At 58.8% G+C, this 20630-nt stretch carries 18 protein-coding genes; 4 read left to right on the top strand and 14 right to left on the bottom strand.

The window, feature by feature from the left end; all coding sequences use genetic code 11:
* Window positions 1–697: 697 nt before the first annotated feature.
* Window positions 698–1870: an SGNH/GDSL hydrolase family protein gene (locus DTW90_RS28290; RefSeq protein WP_149342671.1), complete on the top strand. Its 1173-nt coding sequence runs from the start codon at window positions 698–700 to the stop codon at window positions 1868–1870.
* On the opposite strand, the gene DTW90_RS28285 is transcribed toward DTW90_RS28290, so the two are convergent.
* The 12 genes from DTW90_RS28285 to DTW90_RS28230 form a co-directional block, all read right to left on the bottom strand.
* Window positions 1867–2199: a KTSC domain-containing protein gene (locus tag DTW90_RS28285; protein ID WP_149342669.1), complete on the bottom strand. Its 333-nt coding sequence runs from the start codon at window positions 2197–2199 to the stop codon at window positions 1867–1869. The two genes, DTW90_RS28290 and DTW90_RS28285, sit on opposite strands and share 4 nt — an antisense overlap.
* 938 nt (window positions 2200–3137) lie before the next feature.
* On the bottom strand, window positions 3138–3410 hold the full coding sequence (locus tag DTW90_RS28280) for a hypothetical protein (RefSeq protein WP_149342667.1): 273 nt from the start codon (window positions 3408–3410) through the stop codon (window positions 3138–3140).
* Between the two features lie 446 nt (window positions 3411–3856).
* The gene (locus DTW90_RS28275) at window positions 3857–4939 is read right to left on the bottom strand and encodes an acyltransferase (protein WP_246665083.1); all 1083 of its coding nucleotides are present in this window, start codon (window positions 4937–4939) and stop codon (window positions 3857–3859) included.
* Window positions 4940–4982: 43 nt separating this feature from the next.
* Window positions 4983–5858: a galactosyl transferase gene (locus DTW90_RS28270; RefSeq protein ID WP_246665082.1), complete on the bottom strand. Its 876-nt coding sequence runs from the start codon at window positions 5856–5858 to the stop codon at window positions 4983–4985.
* An 84-nt stretch (window positions 5859–5942) separates the two neighbouring features.
* Window positions 5943–7436, bottom strand: a complete 1494-nt coding sequence (locus DTW90_RS28265) for a lipopolysaccharide biosynthesis protein (RefSeq protein ID WP_149342665.1) — start codon at window positions 7434–7436, stop codon at window positions 5943–5945.
* An 86-nt stretch (window positions 7437–7522) separates the two neighbouring features.
* Window positions 7523–9886, bottom strand: coding sequence for a polysaccharide biosynthesis tyrosine autokinase (locus DTW90_RS28260; RefSeq protein WP_149342663.1), 2364 nt, complete (start codon window positions 9884–9886; stop codon window positions 7523–7525).
* A gap of 97 nt (window positions 9887–9983) precedes the next feature.
* The gene (locus tag DTW90_RS28255) at window positions 9984–10889 is read right to left on the bottom strand and encodes a UTP--glucose-1-phosphate uridylyltransferase (RefSeq protein ID WP_149342661.1); all 906 of its coding nucleotides are present in this window, start codon (window positions 10887–10889) and stop codon (window positions 9984–9986) included.
* Window positions 10890–10893: 4 nt separating this feature from the next.
* The gene (locus DTW90_RS28250) at window positions 10894–11913 is read right to left on the bottom strand and encodes a glycosyltransferase family 2 protein (protein ID WP_149342659.1); all 1020 of its coding nucleotides are present in this window, start codon (window positions 11911–11913) and stop codon (window positions 10894–10896) included.
* Window positions 11910–12854, bottom strand: a complete 945-nt coding sequence (locus tag DTW90_RS28245) for a glycosyltransferase family 2 protein (RefSeq protein ID WP_149342657.1) — start codon at window positions 12852–12854, stop codon at window positions 11910–11912. Before DTW90_RS28245 ends, DTW90_RS28250 begins: the two co-directional genes overlap by 4 nt.
* On the bottom strand, window positions 12851–13849 hold the full coding sequence (locus tag DTW90_RS28240) for a glycosyltransferase family 2 protein (RefSeq protein ID WP_149342655.1): 999 nt from the start codon (window positions 13847–13849) through the stop codon (window positions 12851–12853). Before DTW90_RS28240 ends, DTW90_RS28245 begins: the two co-directional genes overlap by 4 nt.
* Entirely contained in the window at window positions 13846–15054 is a 1209-nt protein-coding gene (locus tag DTW90_RS28235; protein ID WP_149342654.1) for a glycosyltransferase, read from the bottom strand. The genes DTW90_RS28240 and DTW90_RS28235 overlap by 4 nt, the downstream gene beginning before the upstream one ends.
* Window positions 15055–15160: 106 nt before the next feature.
* The gene (locus DTW90_RS28230) at window positions 15161–15961 is read right to left on the bottom strand and encodes a glycoside hydrolase family 16 protein (protein WP_132528035.1); all 801 of its coding nucleotides are present in this window, start codon (window positions 15959–15961) and stop codon (window positions 15161–15163) included.
* Between the two features lie 474 nt (window positions 15962–16435).
* On the opposite strand from DTW90_RS28230, the gene DTW90_RS28225 reads away from it, so the two are divergent.
* The 3 genes from DTW90_RS28225 (at window position 16436) to DTW90_RS28215 (ending at window position 18841) form a co-directional block, all read left to right on the top strand.
* The gene (locus tag DTW90_RS28225; RefSeq protein WP_149342652.1) at window positions 16436–16624 is read left to right on the top strand and encodes a hypothetical protein; all 189 of its coding nucleotides are present in this window, start codon (window positions 16436–16438) and stop codon (window positions 16622–16624) included.
* Between the two features lie 219 nt (window positions 16625–16843).
* Window positions 16844–17803 (top strand): glycosyltransferase family 2 protein, encoded by a 960-nt coding sequence (locus DTW90_RS28220; protein WP_132528032.1) that lies wholly within the window; start codon window positions 16844–16846, stop codon window positions 17801–17803.
* A 93-nt stretch (window positions 17804–17896) separates the two neighbouring features.
* Entirely contained in the window at window positions 17897–18841 is a 945-nt protein-coding gene (locus DTW90_RS28215) for a polysaccharide pyruvyl transferase family protein (RefSeq protein ID WP_149342650.1), read from the top strand.
* 78 nt (window positions 18842–18919) lie between these two features.
* Here DTW90_RS28215 and DTW90_RS28210 read toward each other — a convergent pair whose 3' ends face one another.
* The gene (locus DTW90_RS28210; protein WP_149342648.1) at window positions 18920–19930 is read right to left on the bottom strand and encodes a glycosyltransferase family 2 protein; all 1011 of its coding nucleotides are present in this window, start codon (window positions 19928–19930) and stop codon (window positions 18920–18922) included.
* A gap of 121 nt (window positions 19931–20051) precedes the next feature.
* On the bottom strand, window positions 20052–20342 hold the full coding sequence (locus tag DTW90_RS28205; RefSeq protein ID WP_149342683.1) for an exopolysaccharide production repressor protein: 291 nt from the start codon (window positions 20340–20342) through the stop codon (window positions 20052–20054).
* Window positions 20343–20630 lie beyond the last annotated feature (288 nt).

The following is a 20630-nucleotide window of genomic DNA, read 5'->3' as shown; positions in this document are numbered from 1 at the left end:
GGCAAGCTCAAACGCTTCAAGCGCGTCGCACTACGCTGCGAGAAGACGAAGCGAAATTTCGCTGCCATCGTTTCCATCGCCGCCGCATTCATCTTGGTCAAATCCGTCCACACTGCCTAGGCAAGCGAGTTTTATTGGCATTGTCCGCCAAGACATTCCTGTTGGTTCCATCAGGAGATGACCCTGCAATTCAGTACGTCGGTCTGCATGTTTCGCTGCTGCCATAGCGCCAGACGACGCCAACCATCCGGCCTTCGTCACTCGCGGCATCTGCGCCGGCGTCGATGCCAACATCGCAGTCAACATCTCAGGCAAAGGCGGCCTGGTGACGGTTCCTGTGAAGGCAGGCCTTATCCCTTGGCAGTCTTGCAGATTCTTTCCTCGGGAGCGACCGCAACTGGCGCCGTGGCAATCTGCTGAGGCTAGCGTGATCTTTCTTAGGGATGCAGCCGCTATCTGGCGGGGTAGGTGTTGGCCTTGGACAACGTCCGCGAGGTTGTTTTCGGTCCGGCCGCCCGCTAGCCTAATCGGTGCAATCACCGGACTTGCAACGGGAGAGACCATCGACACCGTTTCACCGAACGATGGGAGGCTCGCGCTGGACGGAACTCGAAGGAATTTTATTGCTGGCTTGTCCGCTCTTACGGCCGGCACCATCGCTGCGACACTGACGACGAGCGCGGGACGCTCTCTTGCTATGGCGATCACCGTTTCGGATAGCGGCACCGTCCGCCGAATGATCGGCTGTGGTGGGATGGGAGCCTCAAAGAACCGGAAATCTAACGGGACAAACAACAGCTACAACGTCTCGCACCGGATCTGGTCGCCGATCCCGATTGTGAATCCTGAGCTGAGCGCACAGGGCTTTTGCTACGATAGCGGCACCGAGAGCGATCTCGACAATACGCTTACTCTGCACGGTGCCATCAAGGGCTCTGACGGCGTTCTGCACGACTGCGGCACGATCACGGTCAACCCCGGCGATATCGACGTTCGCACCGTCAAATTGATTGGCGTGACGATCCCGGCCGGCTTCATCGACATCATCGCCCATGGCAGGGTTCCGAACGGCGGCTTCTATTACGCGAATGAGTACTTCCGGAATGCTGCCCGCTTCATGTTGATGGAAGAAGGGGTCGATCTACCCGATAAGACCCTTGCCGGGGCAATCGGCCCAGGAGCGGCCAACCTGCCGGCGGCCTTTGTCGGCATTGTTGGTGATGCACCCATTCGCCATCGTCTGATAGGCATTAATGGGGATAGTATCTCTGTGGGCCTTGGTAGGTATATCCACCCAAGGATCTCGACGGCCATCGGCATTTGCGCTGGCTACATTGTAGATAAAGGTACGGCGTCATATCTCCACACAGGGTTTGCAGGAGCCGCTGCGGCACAGAACAAGAGCAATTACGCCAAACGCCTGGCCTATATGGCTTCCGTTGGCGTCACCGACATCTATTGCGATCTGGGTGTGAACGACCTTAATAATCCCGCCTTGAGCGATATCACTCTAACTGTTGACCTGGCGACATTTCACGACAAAACGAGAACAGCGGTCCCCGGTGTCAGGATATGGCAATCGACCATCACGCCTAGCACGAAGGTCACCGGGCCGCGGGCGAGCGATACCAATCAGGTCGTGGTGGCGGCGATGCAGGACGGACGCCGAGGTCGGTTCAATACGAGTCTCAGATCGGGTGGCCTCGGATCCCATATCGACGGTTTCATTGAGCACGCTATTCCGGCGCAGAGCACCACAAATTCCGATTGGTGGGGCGTCGGATATTCGAACGACGGCCTGCACCCGCTGCAAGCTGGGGGCAACGCAATCGTAACCGCAGTTTCAGCGGCAAACCCCATGGGTCTCTAGCCGCTTACCCCCGCCGCACTAACCAAGATTCCTCTCTGGCCGCGGAGGGGTTTCATACGGCGAAGAAACGAAGCCCCCTTTGGCCGCAAGCGAGAAAGTGGCTTACCGAAAGTGCCTTCCGGCGCCAACTCGTAGAACAACCCCGGAGCGCGATGATTGGCGAGAGCCAAAACCATATCTTTCGGCGCTTCGCTATACAGACGAATTTTGCCGTGACGCAATTCGACAGCCAGGAGATGAGATTTCTCATCGTAATAGACTGATCGCACGACCCGTGATTTCAGGTCGGTCTTCCATATTCCATTCAATTGGAGTGCAAATTCAGTCATTGACCCATGCTGCCATAGATTGCGTCCGAGGCAACTGAACGATGCGGGTAGGGTTTATTAGATAAGATTAACGCCGCGCCCGTTCTAACCAAGGGAGATGGCAAACTACTCCGCCACGTCAGCTCGAAAATAGGTTCAACGGCTAATCGCACGAGCTGAAAAATAGATTATGTACGCTGAAATCATACCCACAAACACCATAGGGTGTTCGGGCCTCCCTGGCCTTTGAAAAGTAATTTTTGCCACCACGACACCCCCACATTACAGCACATCTTCCTATCAGGATAAGACGCGTTCTGCAACGCTGGGTGTGAATCCTATGCTATTGGTTATCCGCTGCCCGAATTCATCTTGATTTCCGTTGCGAAACAACCAGCTTTTTCACTTCATGCTGACCCGTCTGAATTCCCGCTATGGAATTGAAGATGGTGATCGATATTCGGCGCGCTTTGGGAATGGAACAACGAGGAGGCAAGCGGCATCATCACCCGGCTCCCGGCGGTGATATCCCGAAGACCGGGTATCCCGATCCTTTAGGGCGGTCCGAATACGATCAGCACGGGAGATATTGCCGGTCGCAACAGTCCTGGTTTCTTTGCCGATATCACAACAACGCGGGAAAAGGGCCTCAGGCTCGCTCGGAGTGAGGGGATTTGGGTTATCCTGCCCACCCTATATGTGCGCGGCGACTGGCCGTCCGGCGATCCGCGTTACCACACACTTGCGGCAGTCAACAGCTGGATCCAGGCTCAGAGCGGACGCGAAGGCGTTCTCGCAATACTGGATGCGAAAAATGTCCTTTCGCCCGGCAATGTCCAAGATTCGTCGTTGTTCCAGTCGGACAAGGTCCACCTGTCTGCCCGGGGAGCCTTGCTGGTCGGCCGTGATTTTTTTCTGCCGATCCTGCGCAACGCGATCTCAACGGGGTCGGTCTTTGATCAGAGCCCGAGTGCCGCAATCTCGCGGGCACCGGTGGCACGAAAGCGAGCGCTCTGATCACCGGCAGCCTTGCGGACAATCTGGTGGTCTCCATCGGCAGAAACGCCAGCAAGATAGTTTGCTCGAAGGTCGATCTCGGCAGCGGTCTTTCCGGTCAATTGCTGGACATCACGCCAACAGACAACAACGCCGCCGCATACGGAGAAATCGATATTGGGTTGCCTCAGGTATCGACAAATGGCGTACTTGCCGCGGGAGACTGGGTCTATCACGCTCTTTTCATAAAGCAGCTTTCGACGGCGAGGGCGCAGTTTCAGCTCCGCAACTCTACGGCTGTCCTGCAGAACGCTTTCGCGATGAGCACTCGTCGGAAGCGTTTGCCAATACCGTCCCGATGGCTGCCGGCACCGGATGGTGGCTAAAGACCAACCCGACGCAGTTACCGGCCGGCGTCGCCTTTACCAATCTGCTGGCAACATTGAACATTTGCTTTCCAAAGACCGGATCGCCCTTTCAAGTTCGCCTCTCTCGCCCAATCTTGCGCAAGGTCGCCGACCCTCGGCCGGCATGGGGTTATCCGACTTAGTAAGAGGAAGTGCGCGCCATCGCGGTATGGTCTCGGGTGGCTGATCAGCCGCCCGCTGATCGCGGACCAGGCGTTGGCCGGGAGCGCTTGTCCACGTCGAATTCCGTCAGGCCCGATTTCACAATGTCTGTCTCAGCGGCTATCCACGGCCGCCCGAGCCGGCCGCCTCATTTCCGTCAGATAGGCGACGACCTGGGCCGACAAAAACGAGACCGCGGTTATGAAAGCGAGATAGAGGAATATGTACAGGGGCGGCGGCAGCCGAAAGCTCTCGGCGAAATGGTCATAGATCTCCGTAAACCCGCGATGACACACATAGATCGGATAGGAGAGATAGCCGAGGAAGATGCAGATCGGCTGAAACTTTCTCGGCACTTCGAGACGCGCACCTGCGATGACGATCAAGGGTGACAGCAGGATACAGAAGCCCAGCGCAAATTTTAGGGACTGGGTCGGCGCAAGCAGCATTGCGCAGAGGAATGCCACGGGCAGAAATGCAAGATAGGTGAGATGCGGCCTGGTGGAGGCGTGCATCCGGTAGATCACGATGCCCATGGTGAAGGAGAAGAGGACGCGGAACAGGCCACCGTCCACCGATTTCCATTCCCATCCAAGATCGAGCGATCTGTGAAAAAACACCGAGGCAACAAGCAAGCCGAGCGAACACGCGACGACCGCAAGGAGATCTCGCATTCTCAGGCGAACCAGCAGCATTGCAAAGAGAAGATTGACAAGCAGTTCCCAGAAAAGCGACCAGGCCGGGCCGTTGAGCGGGTATAAAGGAAGCAATTGGTCGATCGGTCTGGTCAGGAAGGTCGGGGACGGCAACATTGCAAGCGTCGTTGCAATGTTGGCAATAAAGTCTGCAACGCCGAAGCTGTTGGATTTCCAGAAGAATAGAAACTGGCCGAGTCCGTATATGCTGCCGAGGAGAAACAGCGGATAGAGACGGCGATATCGCGCCTTCATGAAAGCCGTGACGGTCATGCCATCGAGGATTTTCTCGCCATAGGCCCTGGCGATGACGAAACCGCTGAGAACATAGAAGAAGTCGACCGCGACATAGGCGGAAGGCGCATAGGGACGGTCGAGATGATAGATGACGACTGCGAAGGCTGCCAGGCCGCGCATCGCGTCCAGGGCGGCATAGCGATGGCTTCGTTCCCGAACGACCATCGTCCGATCATGCTCCGCCGAGACCAGGGTGGCATTCATCGGGCAAATCCCCTTCCGTCCTTGAGCCTGCGCTGAGAAATCCTCAGCCGATTTCCTGCTGGCGATTGAATTGCTCGACGGGATGGGATGCGCGAGCGGCGGCGGCACTGTCGATCGGCTTGCCGAAGAACTCTCGGCGAAGCCCATCTCCCAGCATGTGAACCCGCATCAGGTCGCGGATCAGACGGCGAGGGTGGCGAATGACCGATTTGTTCAGAAAGTGCGTTCTGAGCAGATCCGACGATTTGCTGTGCGCACCGCTGTGGCCAACACGATAGATTGCGCCCCGGAAGGGCAGCGAACGCAGCGGAGTGCCCGCCTCTGCGAGGATGTTGGCGATGCGGACATGGCTGCCGAGCATGGATTTGATGAAGTCCTCTTCGGCATCCGCGAAGGTTTCCGGCAGGCGGTAGAGATCCGAGCGCACGATCAGGGACGTGCCGCAAAGCTTGGCGAACTCGTTGGTCTGCAGAAGGAAGCTCGCCCCCTCGCTCCAGAGGAAACCGAGGTCTATCTTCCAGCCGTTTGCATCGGAATTCCGGGATACATAGTCGACTATATTCGAGCTGACGAAATCGTCGTCGTCCACGATCATGAAGAAGCGCGAGTTGCGCGCGGCAAGCATGCCGCTCAGAACCCGGCGCCCTTTGTCCAGACGGAATGCGTCGTAGACCAGTTCGCGGTCGGCACTTGCCATGTCATGCAACTGGTTCGGCGGAAAGGTCACGCGCTCGACTGAAAACTGCGGCGGTAGCGGCGGCAGGTCGGCCCCTTCGTTTGCAACGACGATACCGCGCCAGTCTCCGTTGGACTGCCCGGCAATCGAGGCCATGGTCTGCGACAGCCGTGCTTTCAGAGCGCCCCAGTCGCTGGCGTTCGCCTGATGCCGAACCGGAATTATGAACGTAACCAGAGCCATATCGGTCTCTCCAAATGGTTGGAACTTGCCTTCTGTCGAATTCGCCACTGTCTGGGCCATGCTGGAATCTTCGCTGCCGGCATGTCACGCTGATTGCGGCGTTGGTCTTCGCCGCCCCGCAAGAACCGTTTGCACAAGGAAGAAAGCCCGCTCCCGGCAAAGGCAGGCAATCAGCCCCGTATAGGCAATTGCGCCTGCCAGAACCTCGGCAGCCAGCCGCCAGCCAGACGGCCAATCGGACAGGAGCGTGGAGAGGCCGAGAACGACGACGAGCATGCCCAGATAGGACGCTGTCGGCCTGAGGAACTGCCCGAAATATTCGCCGACACTGAGCGAAATCAGCCGCGATACCATCCACAGGGTCACCGGCCAGAGCATGAGAACTTCGATCATAAGCGCCATGACGATCGTCGTGACGCCATAGGGATAGAGCAGGAACACCGTGGCAATCGTCACGATGTTGCGCGCCAGCTGGTAGTAGAACCACCAATCGGATTTGCCCTGGCTGGTGATCAGCGATGCCTGAACGATGCCGATGCCGCTCATCAGCCCGATGACGCAGAAGAATCTCACGGGCCATATGGCCGAAACCCAGTGCTGCCCGAAGATCAGCGGTATGGCGTCGTCGGCAACGGCCGCCAGCCCCATGAAAGCGGGGAACGAGACGAGCGAGCAGCCGAACGTGGCCATCAGGAACGCTTCCCTGACCTTGGCCTGATCATTCTGCAGCGAAGACAGCAGGGCGTGGGACACGGAGGTGAGGCCGCCGGCAACGACATTGTTGATCATTTCGAAGAGGCGGCGGGAGAAATTGTAGATGCCGAGCGCTGCCGGGCTGACCAGCGTACCGATGATCAACTGATCGAGGTTCATGGTCTGCAGAAAGCGATTGCCCGACGCAAACACGCCATAGTGCAGAAGCTCGCGAAGGCTTGAATATTTGACGCGGAAACCCGGCAGCCAGCGAGCGCCCCAGAAAGCCGCGACGCAGCCGGCAGCCGGTGCCGCAATCTGCGCGATCGCCAATGCCCAAAGGCCGAAACCGGCCATGATCAGGGCAAGGCAGATGACCGCTGAAACGCAGGTCGCAATTCCCGTTCGAACCGCCGCAAGATGAAAGGACATCGTCCGACCGATGAGAGCATTGGGAACGATACTCATCATGTCGAAGAAGATCCTGAGCGCCAGGATCATCAGGATGGCTGCTATTTCGGCATGGCCGACAGCGTGGGCCAGGAAAGACGATCCGAGAAACAGGACGCCGTAGAGCAAGGCTGCCGAGACGAAGGAAAGCCAAAACACCGTGTCCAGATGGCTGCGGCGAATGCTTTGCTGCTGGATCAGCGCTTCGCCGAAAGCCGTCGGGCCGAAACCGGAGGCAAAGCTGACGATGCTGTAGGCCAGAGCCACGAGGCCGAAATCCTGCGGCTGCAGATAGCGCGAGGTGACAATGAAGACGAGGCTGTTCAGGGCCGTTGGTATCAACGTGTCCAATGCAGACCAGAACGCGCCTCGCAGAGCAGCCCGCGAGCGGTTCTCACTGAGATGTTCGAAGACGATGTCGTCCGTCGGAGGCACGCGTTCTTCTCGTAACAATACCAATGGCTCACCCAATTCCTTCGTTCATTCACGCTGATTTTCCGGCCGCAGCCGGTCGATTCCGGTCAGGCATCGACCTTGGTTTCGGTCTTGGGCGGCGGCGTTTCATGGGTGTAGTAGCTGACATATTTCTGGCGATAGCGTTCCGTGCCGCCGAAATCGCTGTAGCGGGTCAGCTCGGACATATCCGTCTTGTTGAGGATCACGCCGAGAATCTTCGAGTTGATCTGCGGCTCCTGCTCGAGGAGATCCTTGACCATGCCGATCGGCGTGCCACCCCATTCGGCGACGAAGATGAAGGCGTCGATCTGCGGCGCGAATGCCTTGGCATCGATAACAGGAGCAAGCGGCGCCAGGTCGACGACGATGTAATCGAACATCTTGCGGGCGTTCTCCATCAGGGAGAGCATGCCCGGAGAGGAGAGCAGTTCGCTCGTGTGCAGCAGGTGATCGCGCAAGACGACGGGAAGGATCGCAAGCTTCGTGTGCGGATCGACCTTCACGGCGCTCGCCCAAGGAACTTCGCCGAGGGCTGCCTCGACCAGACCCACCTGCGGCGGCGATTTCAGCATTCGTGTCAGACCCGGATTGCGCAAGTCGGCGTCGATCAGCAGCGTGCGCTTGCCGCTGGAGGCAAGCAGCGCCGCAAAGTTCGCAGCCGTGGTCGACTTGCCTTCGCCCGGCAGCGTCGAGACAACGCCGATCACCCGGTCCGAGCGGCCCTGCAGCATGACGTCGCTGGCGAGTTTTGCGTTGCGGAGCGTTTCGGCAAAGATCGAGCGCGGCGCCTCGACGGCGATCCGCATGATCCGCTGGAAGGCCACGCCTTCCGGCTCAGGTGAGGTTGCAAGGGCAGGGCCGGTCGGCTTTCGCCTCCACGTCCACAGGCCGGCCTTGCGATTGATCGGGCGTCCGAGCAGCGGCAGATAGCCGAGGAATTTGAGGCTGAGATTGGTCCTGACGTCGGCCTCCACGCGGAAGAACCGATCGCGGAACTCCTGGAAGCCGGCAAAGGCGCCGCCTGCCATCAGGCCGAGTACGGCCGAAAGCGCAAGCACCATCGTCTTCTTCGGGCTCGACGGCGCAGTCGGGACACCTGCTTCGGAAATCACGCGCGCCTTGGCGATCGGGAAGGACCGCTGCTGCGTCGCTTCTTCGAACCTGCCAAGATAGGATTCATAGAGCGTCTTCAGCGCAGTCGCCTTCTGGTTCAGCTCGTTGAGATGAACGACCGACTTGTTGGCCTCGGAATTCTTGCCGACGACCTTGTCGATGTTGTCGTGCAGCGAGGATTCACGTGAACGTGCAACGTCGTATTCGTTCTTGTAGCTCGCGGTCAGCTGCTGCAGTTCCTGATAGATCTGACGCGTGATGTCCAGGCGTTCCGCCCTTAGAGCAACCGCCTGCGGGTGATCCGCGCCGAAATTCTGGGTCACGTCCTGCTCGCGCTTCTGAACCGAGAGGTACTTGGTCCTCAGGTCCTGAAGGACCGAATTGTCGGTCTGGCTGGAAGAGATCGTCGCGTTGTTGACGGCGTTGTCCGGGCCTTGATCGATAATGCTCTTGAATTGATTGTAGCGGGCCGAGGCGCTGGCCGTATCCGCTTGGGCGATGATCAGCTGCTTGTTGAGATCGGCAAGCTGCTGTTCGGACATGAGCTCGCCGCCGGTTGATGTCAGGCCGTTGTCAGCCTTGTATTTTTCAACCTCGAGAGAGGCCTGCTGCGAGCGCTGGCGCAGATCGTTCAGTCGCTCCTGCAGCCAGACGGAAGCACGTTCCGTCGCATCGAAATTGGCGTTCAGCTGGTCCGTCAGATAGGCGTCGGAATAGGCGCGCGTGATTTTCGCAGCAAGCTGCGGATCGGTCGAACGGAAGGAGACTGAGATGACCGAGCTTCGGGCAACACGCTCTACCGCGAGATTATCCTGCAGAACCGAGGCCGCCTTCTGGCGGCGACCTTCGCGGGCATCAGCCTCCGATACCGGCGGACCGCCCGGAGTAAAGGCGCTGGTCATCAGCTTTATGCCCGATTTGAATAGCGCCATCGGCGAGGCCGGCGGGTTGAGGATGGTATCGTTGTCGCTAAGGCCGATGGTATCGGTCACGCGAAGCGCCATTTCGTTGGACTTCAGGATTTCGACCGCGCTCGATATTTCCATGTCCGCCTGCTGGGCGCTGGCGGCGGGCGATGGCTGGTCCTCCGCGTATTTCGACATGTTTTCGTCGAGCAGGATTTGTGTCGCCGACGTGTAAACCGATGTGGCGAACAGCAGATAGATGGCAGCAAGGACCACGAAGATGACAACACCGGCGATGATCGTCCGGGCGCGCCGGATCAGCACCGCCATCAACTTGTCGAGGTCGATGAAAGCATCCGATCCTTCCGCCTTTGGAAGGGCGGTGTGGAAGGTGAAATTTTTCTGGTTCATGACTGCCGCCTTGTCCGGAGAAGTCTTGGTTGATCTTCGGAATCAGATCCCAAGGTCGGGCAATCGCTGCGATCACCCGACCCCGGCATGAATGGCTTTACGCGGCCCTGACTTGGGGCTCGTGTGTCAACACCATGTGCTTGATCGAGTCGTAGACGAGGTCGCCGATATCTGCCCGTGCCAAGGCGAAGGCGACATTGGCTTCGATGAAGCCCTGCTTCGAGCCGCAATCGAACGTCCGGCCTTCATAGGCCTGCGCATGGAAAGCTTGGGCCTGCGACAGGCGCAACATGCCGTCGGTCAACTGGATCTCGTTGCTGGCGCCGCGCTCCTGGTTTGCCAGGATGTCGAAGATCTCGGGCTGCAGAATATAGCGCCCATTGAGGTAGAAATTCGACGGCGCCTGCGACGGCTGCGGCTTTTCGACCATCTGGGTGACCGCAAAGCCATGGGAAACGGGTGCGCCCTTGCCGACGATACCGTATTTCGACGTTTCTTCGGGGTCGCATTCCTCGACCGCAACAATGTTGCCGCCGACTTCACTGTACAGATCCATCAGGCCGGTCATGCAGCCGCGTGCGCCGTAGCAGACCATATCGGGCAGGAGCAGGGCAAACGGCTCGTTGCCGATCAGGTCGCGCGCGCACCAGACGGCATGGCCTAGACCAAGCGGAGATTGCTGGCGGGTGAAGCTGATGGAGCCGGCCGTCGGCAGAATACGCTCCAGCTCGGAAACCTGCACGGTCTTGCCGGCGCGGTGAAGATTGGAGATCAGCTCCGGAGTGTCGTCGAAATGGTCTTCGATGGCCGACTTGTTGCGGCTCGTCACGAAGACGATGTGCTCGATGCCGGCCTCGATGGCCTCATCGACAGCATATTGCACGACCGGGCGGTCGACGATCGTCAGCATTTCCTTCGGCATCGCCTTCGTGGCGGGCAGGAAACGCGTTCCGTTGCCTGCGACCGGGATGACGGCTTTTCTGACTTTTTTGGTACGGTCCATGGCTCTATCCTTTGTTAGAGTGAGGGCCTCTGCCCATGCTGGGGAGTGCTGCCGAGGAAGCGGCAGCGGCTTCGTTTCTGCGCCGGAAAAACGCCGCAAAACGTTTCAGGCGCGCGACGATCGGCATGCTCAGATGCCTGACCGCGCGGGGATTGCTGAAGGCGTTCTTGAGCACGCCGACAGGGGATTTGCTCTTGATGCTCTGGACAAGGTTCAGAAACGACCTTGCCTCCCGAAGGCTTCGAGCGCGCCGCCGCTGTGCGGCCAGAGCCTCTGCGTCCAGCGTGTGCGAGCCAAGAAAACGCTTGTCCGCCTCGATCATCGCGTCGACATGATGGATTTCCAGCACGCGGGAGATCGAGCCCTTGCGGATGTAATAGATGTAGCCGGCCATCGGCTCGATCACGCAGCGGCCGCCATTGGCCAATGCCGAGGCGAGAAAGATGTAATCCTCGCCGATCTTCAGATTTTCGTCGAAACGTAGCCCATGGCTCTCGATGAAGGCGCGCTCGAAGATCGGCTTCATGTATCCGAAATTATGCTCGGAACGGAAGATCACGTTCGAGGTGATGAAGTCCGCGAGCGACATTTCCGGCAGGCGGGCCAGCTTGTCGTCCGGAAACATCGTATAGTATTCATCGGCGTTCTCGCGGACGACGTCGAGGTTGTCGACCGCTATCTTCGCTTCCGCTTTTTCTGCTCTGGCGATCATACGGGCCAGTCGATCCGGCCGCATGGCGTCATCGGAATCAAGCACGGCAACCCACCGCCCGGTCGCCACGTCGAGACCCGCGTTACGGGCAGCACTCGGTCCGCCATTGCGGGGAAGGGCGACCACCCGCACGCGCGGATCGCTATGGCCCTCGGCGAGCGAGCGCGTTCCGTCCGTCGAGCAATCGTCGACGACAATGACTTCCATGCTGACGCCGCCCTGGCCGAGGGCGCTGTCGATGGCGCGTTCCAGCGTGTCCTCGGCATTGTAGGCAGCGATGATAAAGCTGACGTCGGGTATGAATTCGCTCATTGCGCCGTCGTCTCCAGCGTGCCGTATTGTTCGATTTCGCGTACGCCCATCAGCCCGCTGACCACGCCGGCATGCATGATGCCGCGCAGGCCATAGCGATAGCGCTGAACGGGCATGAAGGCGCAGACGCCGGCAGCGGCGAAACAATAGGCGGCCTTGGAGGCAGCCACCGCGACCTCTTTCATTCGCGCCGATGACTGTTCCTGAAGAAGCCTGCCATGTGTCTGCCCGAAGCGGAAACGGCGCTTGGCAAGCCAGACCAGTTGCGCGCGCTTTTCCGGCACCGGCTCCAGAACCCAGGCATCACGGGCAAAGGCGATACGTCCGCCGGCCTTTTCCATGTGCGTGAAGAATTCGGTGTCTTCGCCGCCACTGCGGCCAAGGGCCAGATTGAACCTGCGCCCGAGCAGCGACTGTGCATTGCGTCGCAGGAGCACATTGCAGGTATAGCCGGTGACGATGCGCCCGCCGACCCACACAGGTCTGGTGGAATGAAAATCTCCGCTCCGCATCCAGCCGGGCGCCGTATTCGGGTAAACTGCACGCACCGGGCCAAGCACGGCGTCGGCGCCTGTTTCATCGGCGGTGGCAAGCAGTTCTGCAAGCCAGTCCTCGGACGCGGTCTCATCGTCATCGATGAAGGCGACGAAGTGGCCGCTGGCATTGTCGAGACATGCGTTACGGGCGATCGAAATATTCGAGGCCGGGCAATGGACATAGACGATCTCGAACGGGATCGCCGAACGCATTGCCTCCACGCGTTCGCGCGCGCTGGGCGTCACGTCGTTGTCGGCCACGATGATCCTGATGGCAACGCCCATGGGGATCGAAAGCATCGCCAGCGATAGCAGGGTCTGGTCCAGCTCGCTGCGCCGATAGGTGCACACGGCAATATCGACCTTGATCGGCTTTCGGCCGGATGTCTGTGCCGACTGCGTCACGAGGCGATCCTTCTGTTGCGGAAGTTCAGGAGTTCAAGCCAGAAACCTGCCGACCACGCAAAATGCATGACCATCGCAGACACGGCGGCGAGCGGGCCGTAAGGGTTTCTCTGTCCAAGCGCGATCCAGAAGCCGTAGCCGACGCAGGCAAATGCCCAGAGCCCGACGGGGATCACGGCAATCCAGTTGAGGATCGCCAGAAACGCACCGACGAAGAGCGGAACGACGGCAAGCGGCAGCATCTGGCGGATGCTCGGCATGCTGCGGTGCTTGAGGATGTTGCGCGCGCGGCCGCGGCCATATCCGACATACTGCTTGAAGAGCGTGCTCACGCTTGAACGGGGATAATAGGTCATCGCCGTCTTGTCGGTCAGCCAGATGCCGTAGCCGGCCTTCTTCAGGCGATAGTCGAGCTCGGCGTCTTCGTTATGGCTGAAGGTCTCGTCATAGCCGCCCACAGCTTCGAAGGCGGAGACGCGCATCAGGGCATGGTGGCCATGATTGGCCCAATGCCCCTTGGCGCCCTCCCGGTGTTTCGAGCCGCCATTCCCCAACTTGGAGTTCTGCGCGACCGCGGTCGCCTTCTGGAACAGGCTGAAACCCATCGTATGCATGGCGACGACCACGGAATCCGCCTCGGTTTCGAGGGCTTCCTCAACCAGGTTCTGGCAGTAATCCAGCGGATAGTCGCCATGCGCGTCGATACGGATGAGATAGTCGTAGCCCTGGCCGAGTTCCTTGACCGCAAGATTGACGGCGGCACTCTGCAGCCGCTTCGGATTGTCGAGCAGCATCACCCGCGGATCGGCAGCAGCGATTTCCCGCACGATCTCACGCATCCCATCGGTGCTTCCGCCATCGACGACGACGATCTCCGCGTCGAGGTCGCGAAGGGCCTTTTCAAGCTTCGCAATCAGCGGCTCGATATGCTTTGCCTCGTTGAGGCATGGAATGATGATCAAGCTGCGCACGTCTGAACGAGCATCGGTCTTCATAGCAGTCCGCCTTTGTTGCCATGCGGTTGGGAGACGGCCTCGGGGAGGATTAAGGGCCGGGTTGCTGGGGTGAGGGAACTCAGGCGCTGCACCAGCGCCAGACATTCCGAGCGATCGGTGGTCCAGGTCTTCCGATCCTGGGCTGCGACAGCTGCAAATAGGTCGAGATATCGTTGTTCGGTCATGCCACTCATAACCTCTGCAAGATGATCCGCGGTTGCTGTCTCAAGCGGCAGGCCGATCTTGCGGGTGGCGAGAAATCGCGCGGTTTCGGTGCCGCTCATGGCGATTGGCACGGCGCCGTAAAGACAACCTTCGTAGAGCCGGTTCGGCAAAAGCCAGTTCGAATTCTGGCCTTCCTCGAAGAAATCGATCGCCCAGGAAAACTGCACCTCGTTGTAGATCTGCGCGAGTTCCTCGGGGTTTTTGTAGGGGCCGTGGAAGGTCATGAACGGTTCGTTGGTAACGAAGCCGTCGAAATCGTCGAATTCCGAACGAGCCGGGCGGCCACGCAGAACAATCTCGAAACGCCCTTCCATCCGCCGCGAAAATTCGGCAAGGACTGCCAGCGATTTCCGGCAGCGCAGGGCGCCGAACCAGCCGATTTTCCAGGGCTTGCCAGCTTCTGGCGCTCGGCTCCGAGGCATGTCGCCTTCGCTGTCTTCGCCAAGTGCCAGGACCTTGTTTTCAAGCAGCATGGTCGGCAGTTCGAGGCCGGACAGGCGACGGAAGTAATGCTCGACGAATGCAGGCGAGCTTGTCAGAAGCAGGCGCGCATTGGCGCCGAGATATCGCTCCACCGCGCGGATCGTTGCTCCGGCCGCATCCTTGCGCAGCAGCAGGCGGTGAATGTCGAGGCATTCATAGGCAATCGGGATATTGCCGCCGAACTGGGAGGCAGCACGGTTTGCGACCGCCAGCATTTCGAGATTGCGGGCAATGATTACATCGGGCCGATCGACGGATGCAAGCGTTGCGCCCAGCCGAAAAAGCGACTTCGCGATTGCGCTCATTCTCTGGCCGAAACGGCCGTCATGCGTGCGGCCAAGCTCGATCGGCATGATGCCCTGGACGGCAGCGAGCTCGTTCTGATCACGACGAAAGCCGGCAAGCGTCACTCGTGCACCACCCATTTGCAACGTCAGAACCCGGCGGCGCACTGCCGGGTCGGCTAGATCGTGGACGAAATAAAGTACATGCAGCATCAAAGCTTCCGTTTTCGTACAGGCCGGGGCCTGGGCGTGAACTCGATGAAATTGCGTCAACAAATTCCATTTGAGCGCGGGATTCCCCCGCGTTCGAAGCAAGGCGTCAATTTAAAGCGCAGGCTATGGATTCAGCGAACTGGCATTTGTCGCCCATCGCGGTGAAGGCGATGCGATCGATTTGCATCATGGTCGGTTCTGTGTAGGCGAACTTGCCCATCCAGTCGCTCAGCGTGTCCGTGCCCCAGAGGCTGAGGAAAATCTTTTGTGCGTGGCTCGGTATTTTCGATGGGTCCGTGACTTCCTGTACGAGCTTGCCGTTCAGGTAGTAGCGCAGCCGGTCCTTCTCCCATACGAAGGCATAGTCGTTGAAGCCCTGGTTCGCACCGCCGGCAACGGGAACCAGCTTTTCGTTGCCGCCCTTGCCGCCGATATACTGGTTGACCTGCACCTGGTTCGGGTTCTTGCCCAGCGTTTCGAAATCGATCTCGTCGTGGGGCTTCTTGTCGGTTGGGCCGATATAGCTGAAGAAAGCGGAATTCAGGCCGGAACCAGTCGCGGTCTTGATCCGCGCCTCATAGGTGCCGTAGCCGTAACGCTTGGTCGTCTGGATCTCGCCGCAGGCATAGTTGCGCTCTCCGGTCTTGCCTTCGGCGAAATGCAGCTCCAGGATTCCATCCTTCACATCCACCTGCTTCTTGGACCAGGTGCAATTCTGATGCGGACCATTGTTCCAGCCATCAGAGACGTACCAGAAGCCGTTGTTGATCCTGTCGAAGTTCTCGACGAATGACGTTCCATTGGCCTGATCTTCCTGCGCAGTGGCTGCAAGGGGGGCCAGGACGGCGCCCGAAAGGGCGAGCGAACTTAGGCAAAGTTTAAGCGCATGGGCGAGGGTCGTCGTCATGTGTCACCTTTGCTGAAGGGAGAAACGATGGCCGCCGTCGGCGACACTGGAAGCTGGGGGACGTCTTCTGGTTGCACTACTTTGGCGCGCGAGCTTGCCGCCCGCACGAAGGAAGAATTGATAGGCGCCGTGCCATCGACCGGCGCTAAACGCGTCAAAAATAAATTTGGCGAAACGTCTTCATCAACGTTCACGATGTCAGTCACCCCTATTGGGCTACGCCTCCCTTAGTAGCCGTTTCAACCAGAGCAGACTTGAGCCCGCACGCTTAAGCTAGGGCGTTTTGGCGGAAGAAAATATGGCACTGCAGCAAAAAATGGTGCGAATCCCGATTCGGAACGCCTATATGCATCATTATTGGAATTGCAAAATGCGGACGGCCGATAGCCCGAAAGTATGAGAAAATGCTTATGCGGCAATGCGTTCAAGCATAATCGAATATGATCAGGAACTGTCCTTACGGAAGCTTTTGAGGTGCGCAAGTTTTTTTGGGATGATGAAGATTTTTTGCGCGGCGCGGCGGTCGGCATGCTCAAAAGTGGACAGATTGTGGCAGAAACGCAACCCATGGAAGAATTAGCGGGGTGTCATCCTGGGCAGATTGGTTGTGTCGATGACGTTGCTTCCGGCTCGGGGATTTCGCTCAGGCGATCCGGCGGCTAAAATCGATCCGATGACAAATTTCAGCCCGAATGTGCCGGTCAAGGATAAATCTCCCAACCGGCATTGTTCGGAATCGATTTCACGCTAGGTGAGGGACGGCATCGGGTCGTCCATCTTCAACTCAGAAAAGGACCAGCAACTGAGACTGCCGAAAGCGCACGGCCGCGACCTCATCTAGGAGACTGCAAACTCTTTCTTGAAACACGCAGGGGCGAAAAAATGGCGACGTTTACAATTATCATCCCCTTCTACCAAAAGCAGGCTGGCATACTGCAGCGGGCACTGACATCCGTATCCAGCCAAACCTTCCAGGATTTCGATGTTATCATCGTCGATGACGAATCTCCCTTACCTCCCGACCAGGATCTTGCTGCGCTGACAAACGAGGAGCGGGCGCGCATCACCGTGATCAAGCAGAAAAACGCCGGTCCGGGCGGCGCACGCAATACCGGGCTCGACAATGTGCCGGCGGATACGCGGTATGTCGCGCTCCTCGATTCCGATGATGTCTGGACGCCGCAGCATCTGCAGAACGCTCTGGATAGCCTGACAAGCTTCGACGGCGACTGCTATTGGGCATCGATCCATGGCGGCGAGGAATTCTACTATCACTTCAGCATGGCCGAGCTTGCCAAGTCCGAGGAGGTCGTCCGCCTGTCGCAGGCGCCGCTGTTGATGGAGATCCCAAACATCGCCAGCGTCATGCTGAAGAACTGGAGCTTCCTGCACCTTTCCTGCATGGTGATCGGCAGGCCGCTCTTCGAGAAGATCAGGTTCGAGGCCGAATTGCGGTTGGCGGCGGAAGATGTGCTATTCTTCTGCGATTGCATGATGGCGGCCAAGCGCGTCCTTCTTTGCGATGAGGCAGGAGCCCTGCGCGGTGAAGGGATCAACATCTTTCACAGCATCGATAACGATTCTCCGCAATTCGTGCGCCAGCAGTTCAATACCTGGATAGCACTCGATACACTTGAGACGCGCTTCTCCCGGCGGCCCGGCGATGTGGCATCGATCCGCTCCTACAAGGATACCGCCCGCAGGCAGGCTCTCTGGAGCCAGATGCGGCAGGTGAAACACCGCAGGCTGCCGCAGTTCGGCCTGCTGGCAAAATGGGCATGGCGCGATCCAGGCATCCTGCAGAGCGCGGTACAACTTGCCGTGGGCAAACTCTCCCGGTAGCCTTCGCACCTGCAACATGCAGGCGAAGGTCAAACACAATCCCGACGCGGCAAAAGCCGCGTCTTGCCTCCCTTAAAATCAATGGAGACATGAATGAAGCCATTCTACTGGGAATCCGATCACGGTAATTTCGGTGACGATCTCAATCTCTGGCTCTGGGACTTTCTGCTCCCCGGCCTTCGCGACGTGCGTCAGGACACCATGCTTGTCGGCGTCGGCACTGTTCTCAACAAGGCGCTTCTTCCCGAAGGCATCCACAAACTCGTGATCGGCAGCGGCTTCGGCTACGGCGCGCTTCCCGATATGAGCAACGCGGCCGAATGGGACATACGCTGCGTGCGCGGGCCGCTCACGGCGGAGAGGGTCGGTCTGCCCGCGGAAAAGGGCATCATCGATCCGGCAGTGATGGTCACTGACATGCCGGAATTCCAGAACCTGTCGAAGAACGGCCGGCGCACATTCATTCCCCATTGGGAATCTGCTGTCGCCGGCCTCTGGCCGGAGATCTGCAAGACTGTCGGCCTTTCCTATCTCGATCCGCGCGGCGAAGCGAAGGCGGTCATCCGCGAGATAGCGCAATCGGAACTGATCGTCGCTGAATCGATGCACGGCGCCATCCTTGCCGATGCATTTCGCGTGCCGTGGATTGCGGTCAGCACTTCGCGTTCGATCAACAGCTTCAAATGGAACGACTGGGCGCGGACCGTCGGCGTCACCTATGCGCCGAAACACGTTCCGGTCTCCACCCGTGCGGAAGCGATCATCAAGGGCGCGCGCTTCTGGGGCATGGATTTCGACCATACGGATCCGCCTGTAGATGATCCAAACAAGCGTCACTTCGACGAGGCCGTGCTTGTGGCCGAGCCGAAGCAGACTTCGTTGAGGTCTATGGCGAAGCAGGCGCTCGCTGCTCCTTCAGCGCTCGCTCTCTGGCAGGCGAGCAAGGCAAAGCCGCAGCTCAGCGCCGACTCGGTGCTGGCAAGCCGCAAGCAGATGCTTCTCGATGTCATCGGAACGGTCCGGCGCGACTATTTCTGACGCGCCGTAACCGTCTCTAAGTCAGAGCGGGATGTGAACCGAAAGCCGCATACACTTTTCGGCATCCCGCTCTGGCTCTCAGCCTTCGGCGGGTGCCTGTAGGAGATAGCGAAGCCCCTTGGGGCCTGCTGTCGCCACGGGCATTCCGTTCTTGCGGAAGCGTTCGGTCTTGTCCTGGAAGATGCCGCCGGCAATCGCCGGCACGGCGCCGAGATTTGCCAGCGAATAGGCGAGTGCCGCGCCCGGCCCGGATTTCGATTTGAGGTCGAGGAAGTGCCGCAGCTCGTAGCGGCCCCGGATGTGCCGCTCATGCCGACGGATCGCTTCGGCGGCTTCCGGCGATAATGGTGAGCTTGAAAGGATGGCGCGATCGGCTTCGTAGAGCCGGCGCAGATCTTCGGTCCTGTGGCTGCCGCTCAGCGAGTTTCCGCGGACGACGGCGCCATAACCGCAGCTATGTATGATCTTGTAGCGCGCGCCTCTCGCGAGCGCCCGGACGTAGAGATCGTAATCCTCGCCCAGCCTCAGGCTCTCGTTGTAGCGAAGGCCATGCGCATCGAGGAAGGATCGGCGCATGATCGGCTTCAGGAAGCCGATCTCGCCGCGCCGCACACCTTTGCGCGTGATGTTGCCCTCCACGAAGGCGACGAGATCAAGGAAAAGCGGCTGCGGATGGAAATGGTCGAGCTTGGTGTGGGCGCTCGGCACGGTCTCGGCCTCAACGAAGGCGATATTGTCGGCGACAAAATCCCAATCATCTGCCTGAAGCATCGGCTTGAAGCGACCGGGAAAGAAGAAGTCGTCGGCATCAAGAATGGCGATGAGGGGAGACCTGGAAATCTCGATTGCATGATTGCGCGCGCCGGCAGGTCCGCGATTCTTTTCGAATTCAACGACGACAAGCCGACCCGTGCCGTCATCGGCGTCTCGCGCCGCCTGCGCGGTCCTGTCCGATGAGCCGTCATCGATGACAACCACTTCGGCGACTTCTGTTTCCCGCAATGCGGAGGCAATTGCGAGTTCGATCGTATCCGCCGCGTTCTTGGCCGCGATGATGACGCATACGTTGTTTGCTGCCGTCTCTGTCACGTCAACCTCCATCGTTCAGGTCAACGACTTAGGACAGGATGCCTCACAGGACAACCTCAGACCGGCTCACAAGATGTTACGAGGACAATGAAATCCGAAGAGACCGCCACTTGCAGCTGGATCAGCGATTAAGCGGCTCTGAACGGTTCATATTGGAAGTCGGCAAGCCCACGGACGTGTCGTCGGTATGGCTGACGCCCATCGTCTTGCCGTCACCAAGCCGCGCCCTGCGCGCCTTGGTTTCTTTCCAGGAGAGGTAAAGAACTCCCAGAAAATAACCTACCTGCAGCAAAATGGCGCAGATAATCGTCTCAATAAGCGTTCTTGGGAGCGATTGTGTCAGAAAATAGGTCGCGACGGCAAAGGCGAGAAGGGCGCCAATCATGCTTGCAAAAACGCGTGGTGCGTACATGACATTACCTCGCGCGGCCCTACGCTGCGAAAAACTCATCGGAGTCCTTGCTCCTCAAGTTAGGCCCTTAAAACCAATATATTTTAAGAGGGCTGTGAATTCAACCAACTGACGAAAGTCTTTTGCAGATGGTCGCCAGTCTATTAAAACCATCTGTGGTGATTTAGGTTCCGACGAAAGTCGGAGGCGGGAGGGAATATAGTCCCATCGACCTCAGCAGAATAAATCGTTTAACCATGCCGTCATCTACTTTTGCGTGTTTTTATGGCGTCATCGCACGTTTTCGCG

The organism is Neorhizobium sp. P12A (assembly GCF_008365395.1).
Classification (GTDB): domain Bacteria; phylum Pseudomonadota; class Alphaproteobacteria; order Rhizobiales; family Rhizobiaceae; genus Rhizobium.
This window is presented reverse-complemented; position numbering and strand designations above follow the sequence as displayed.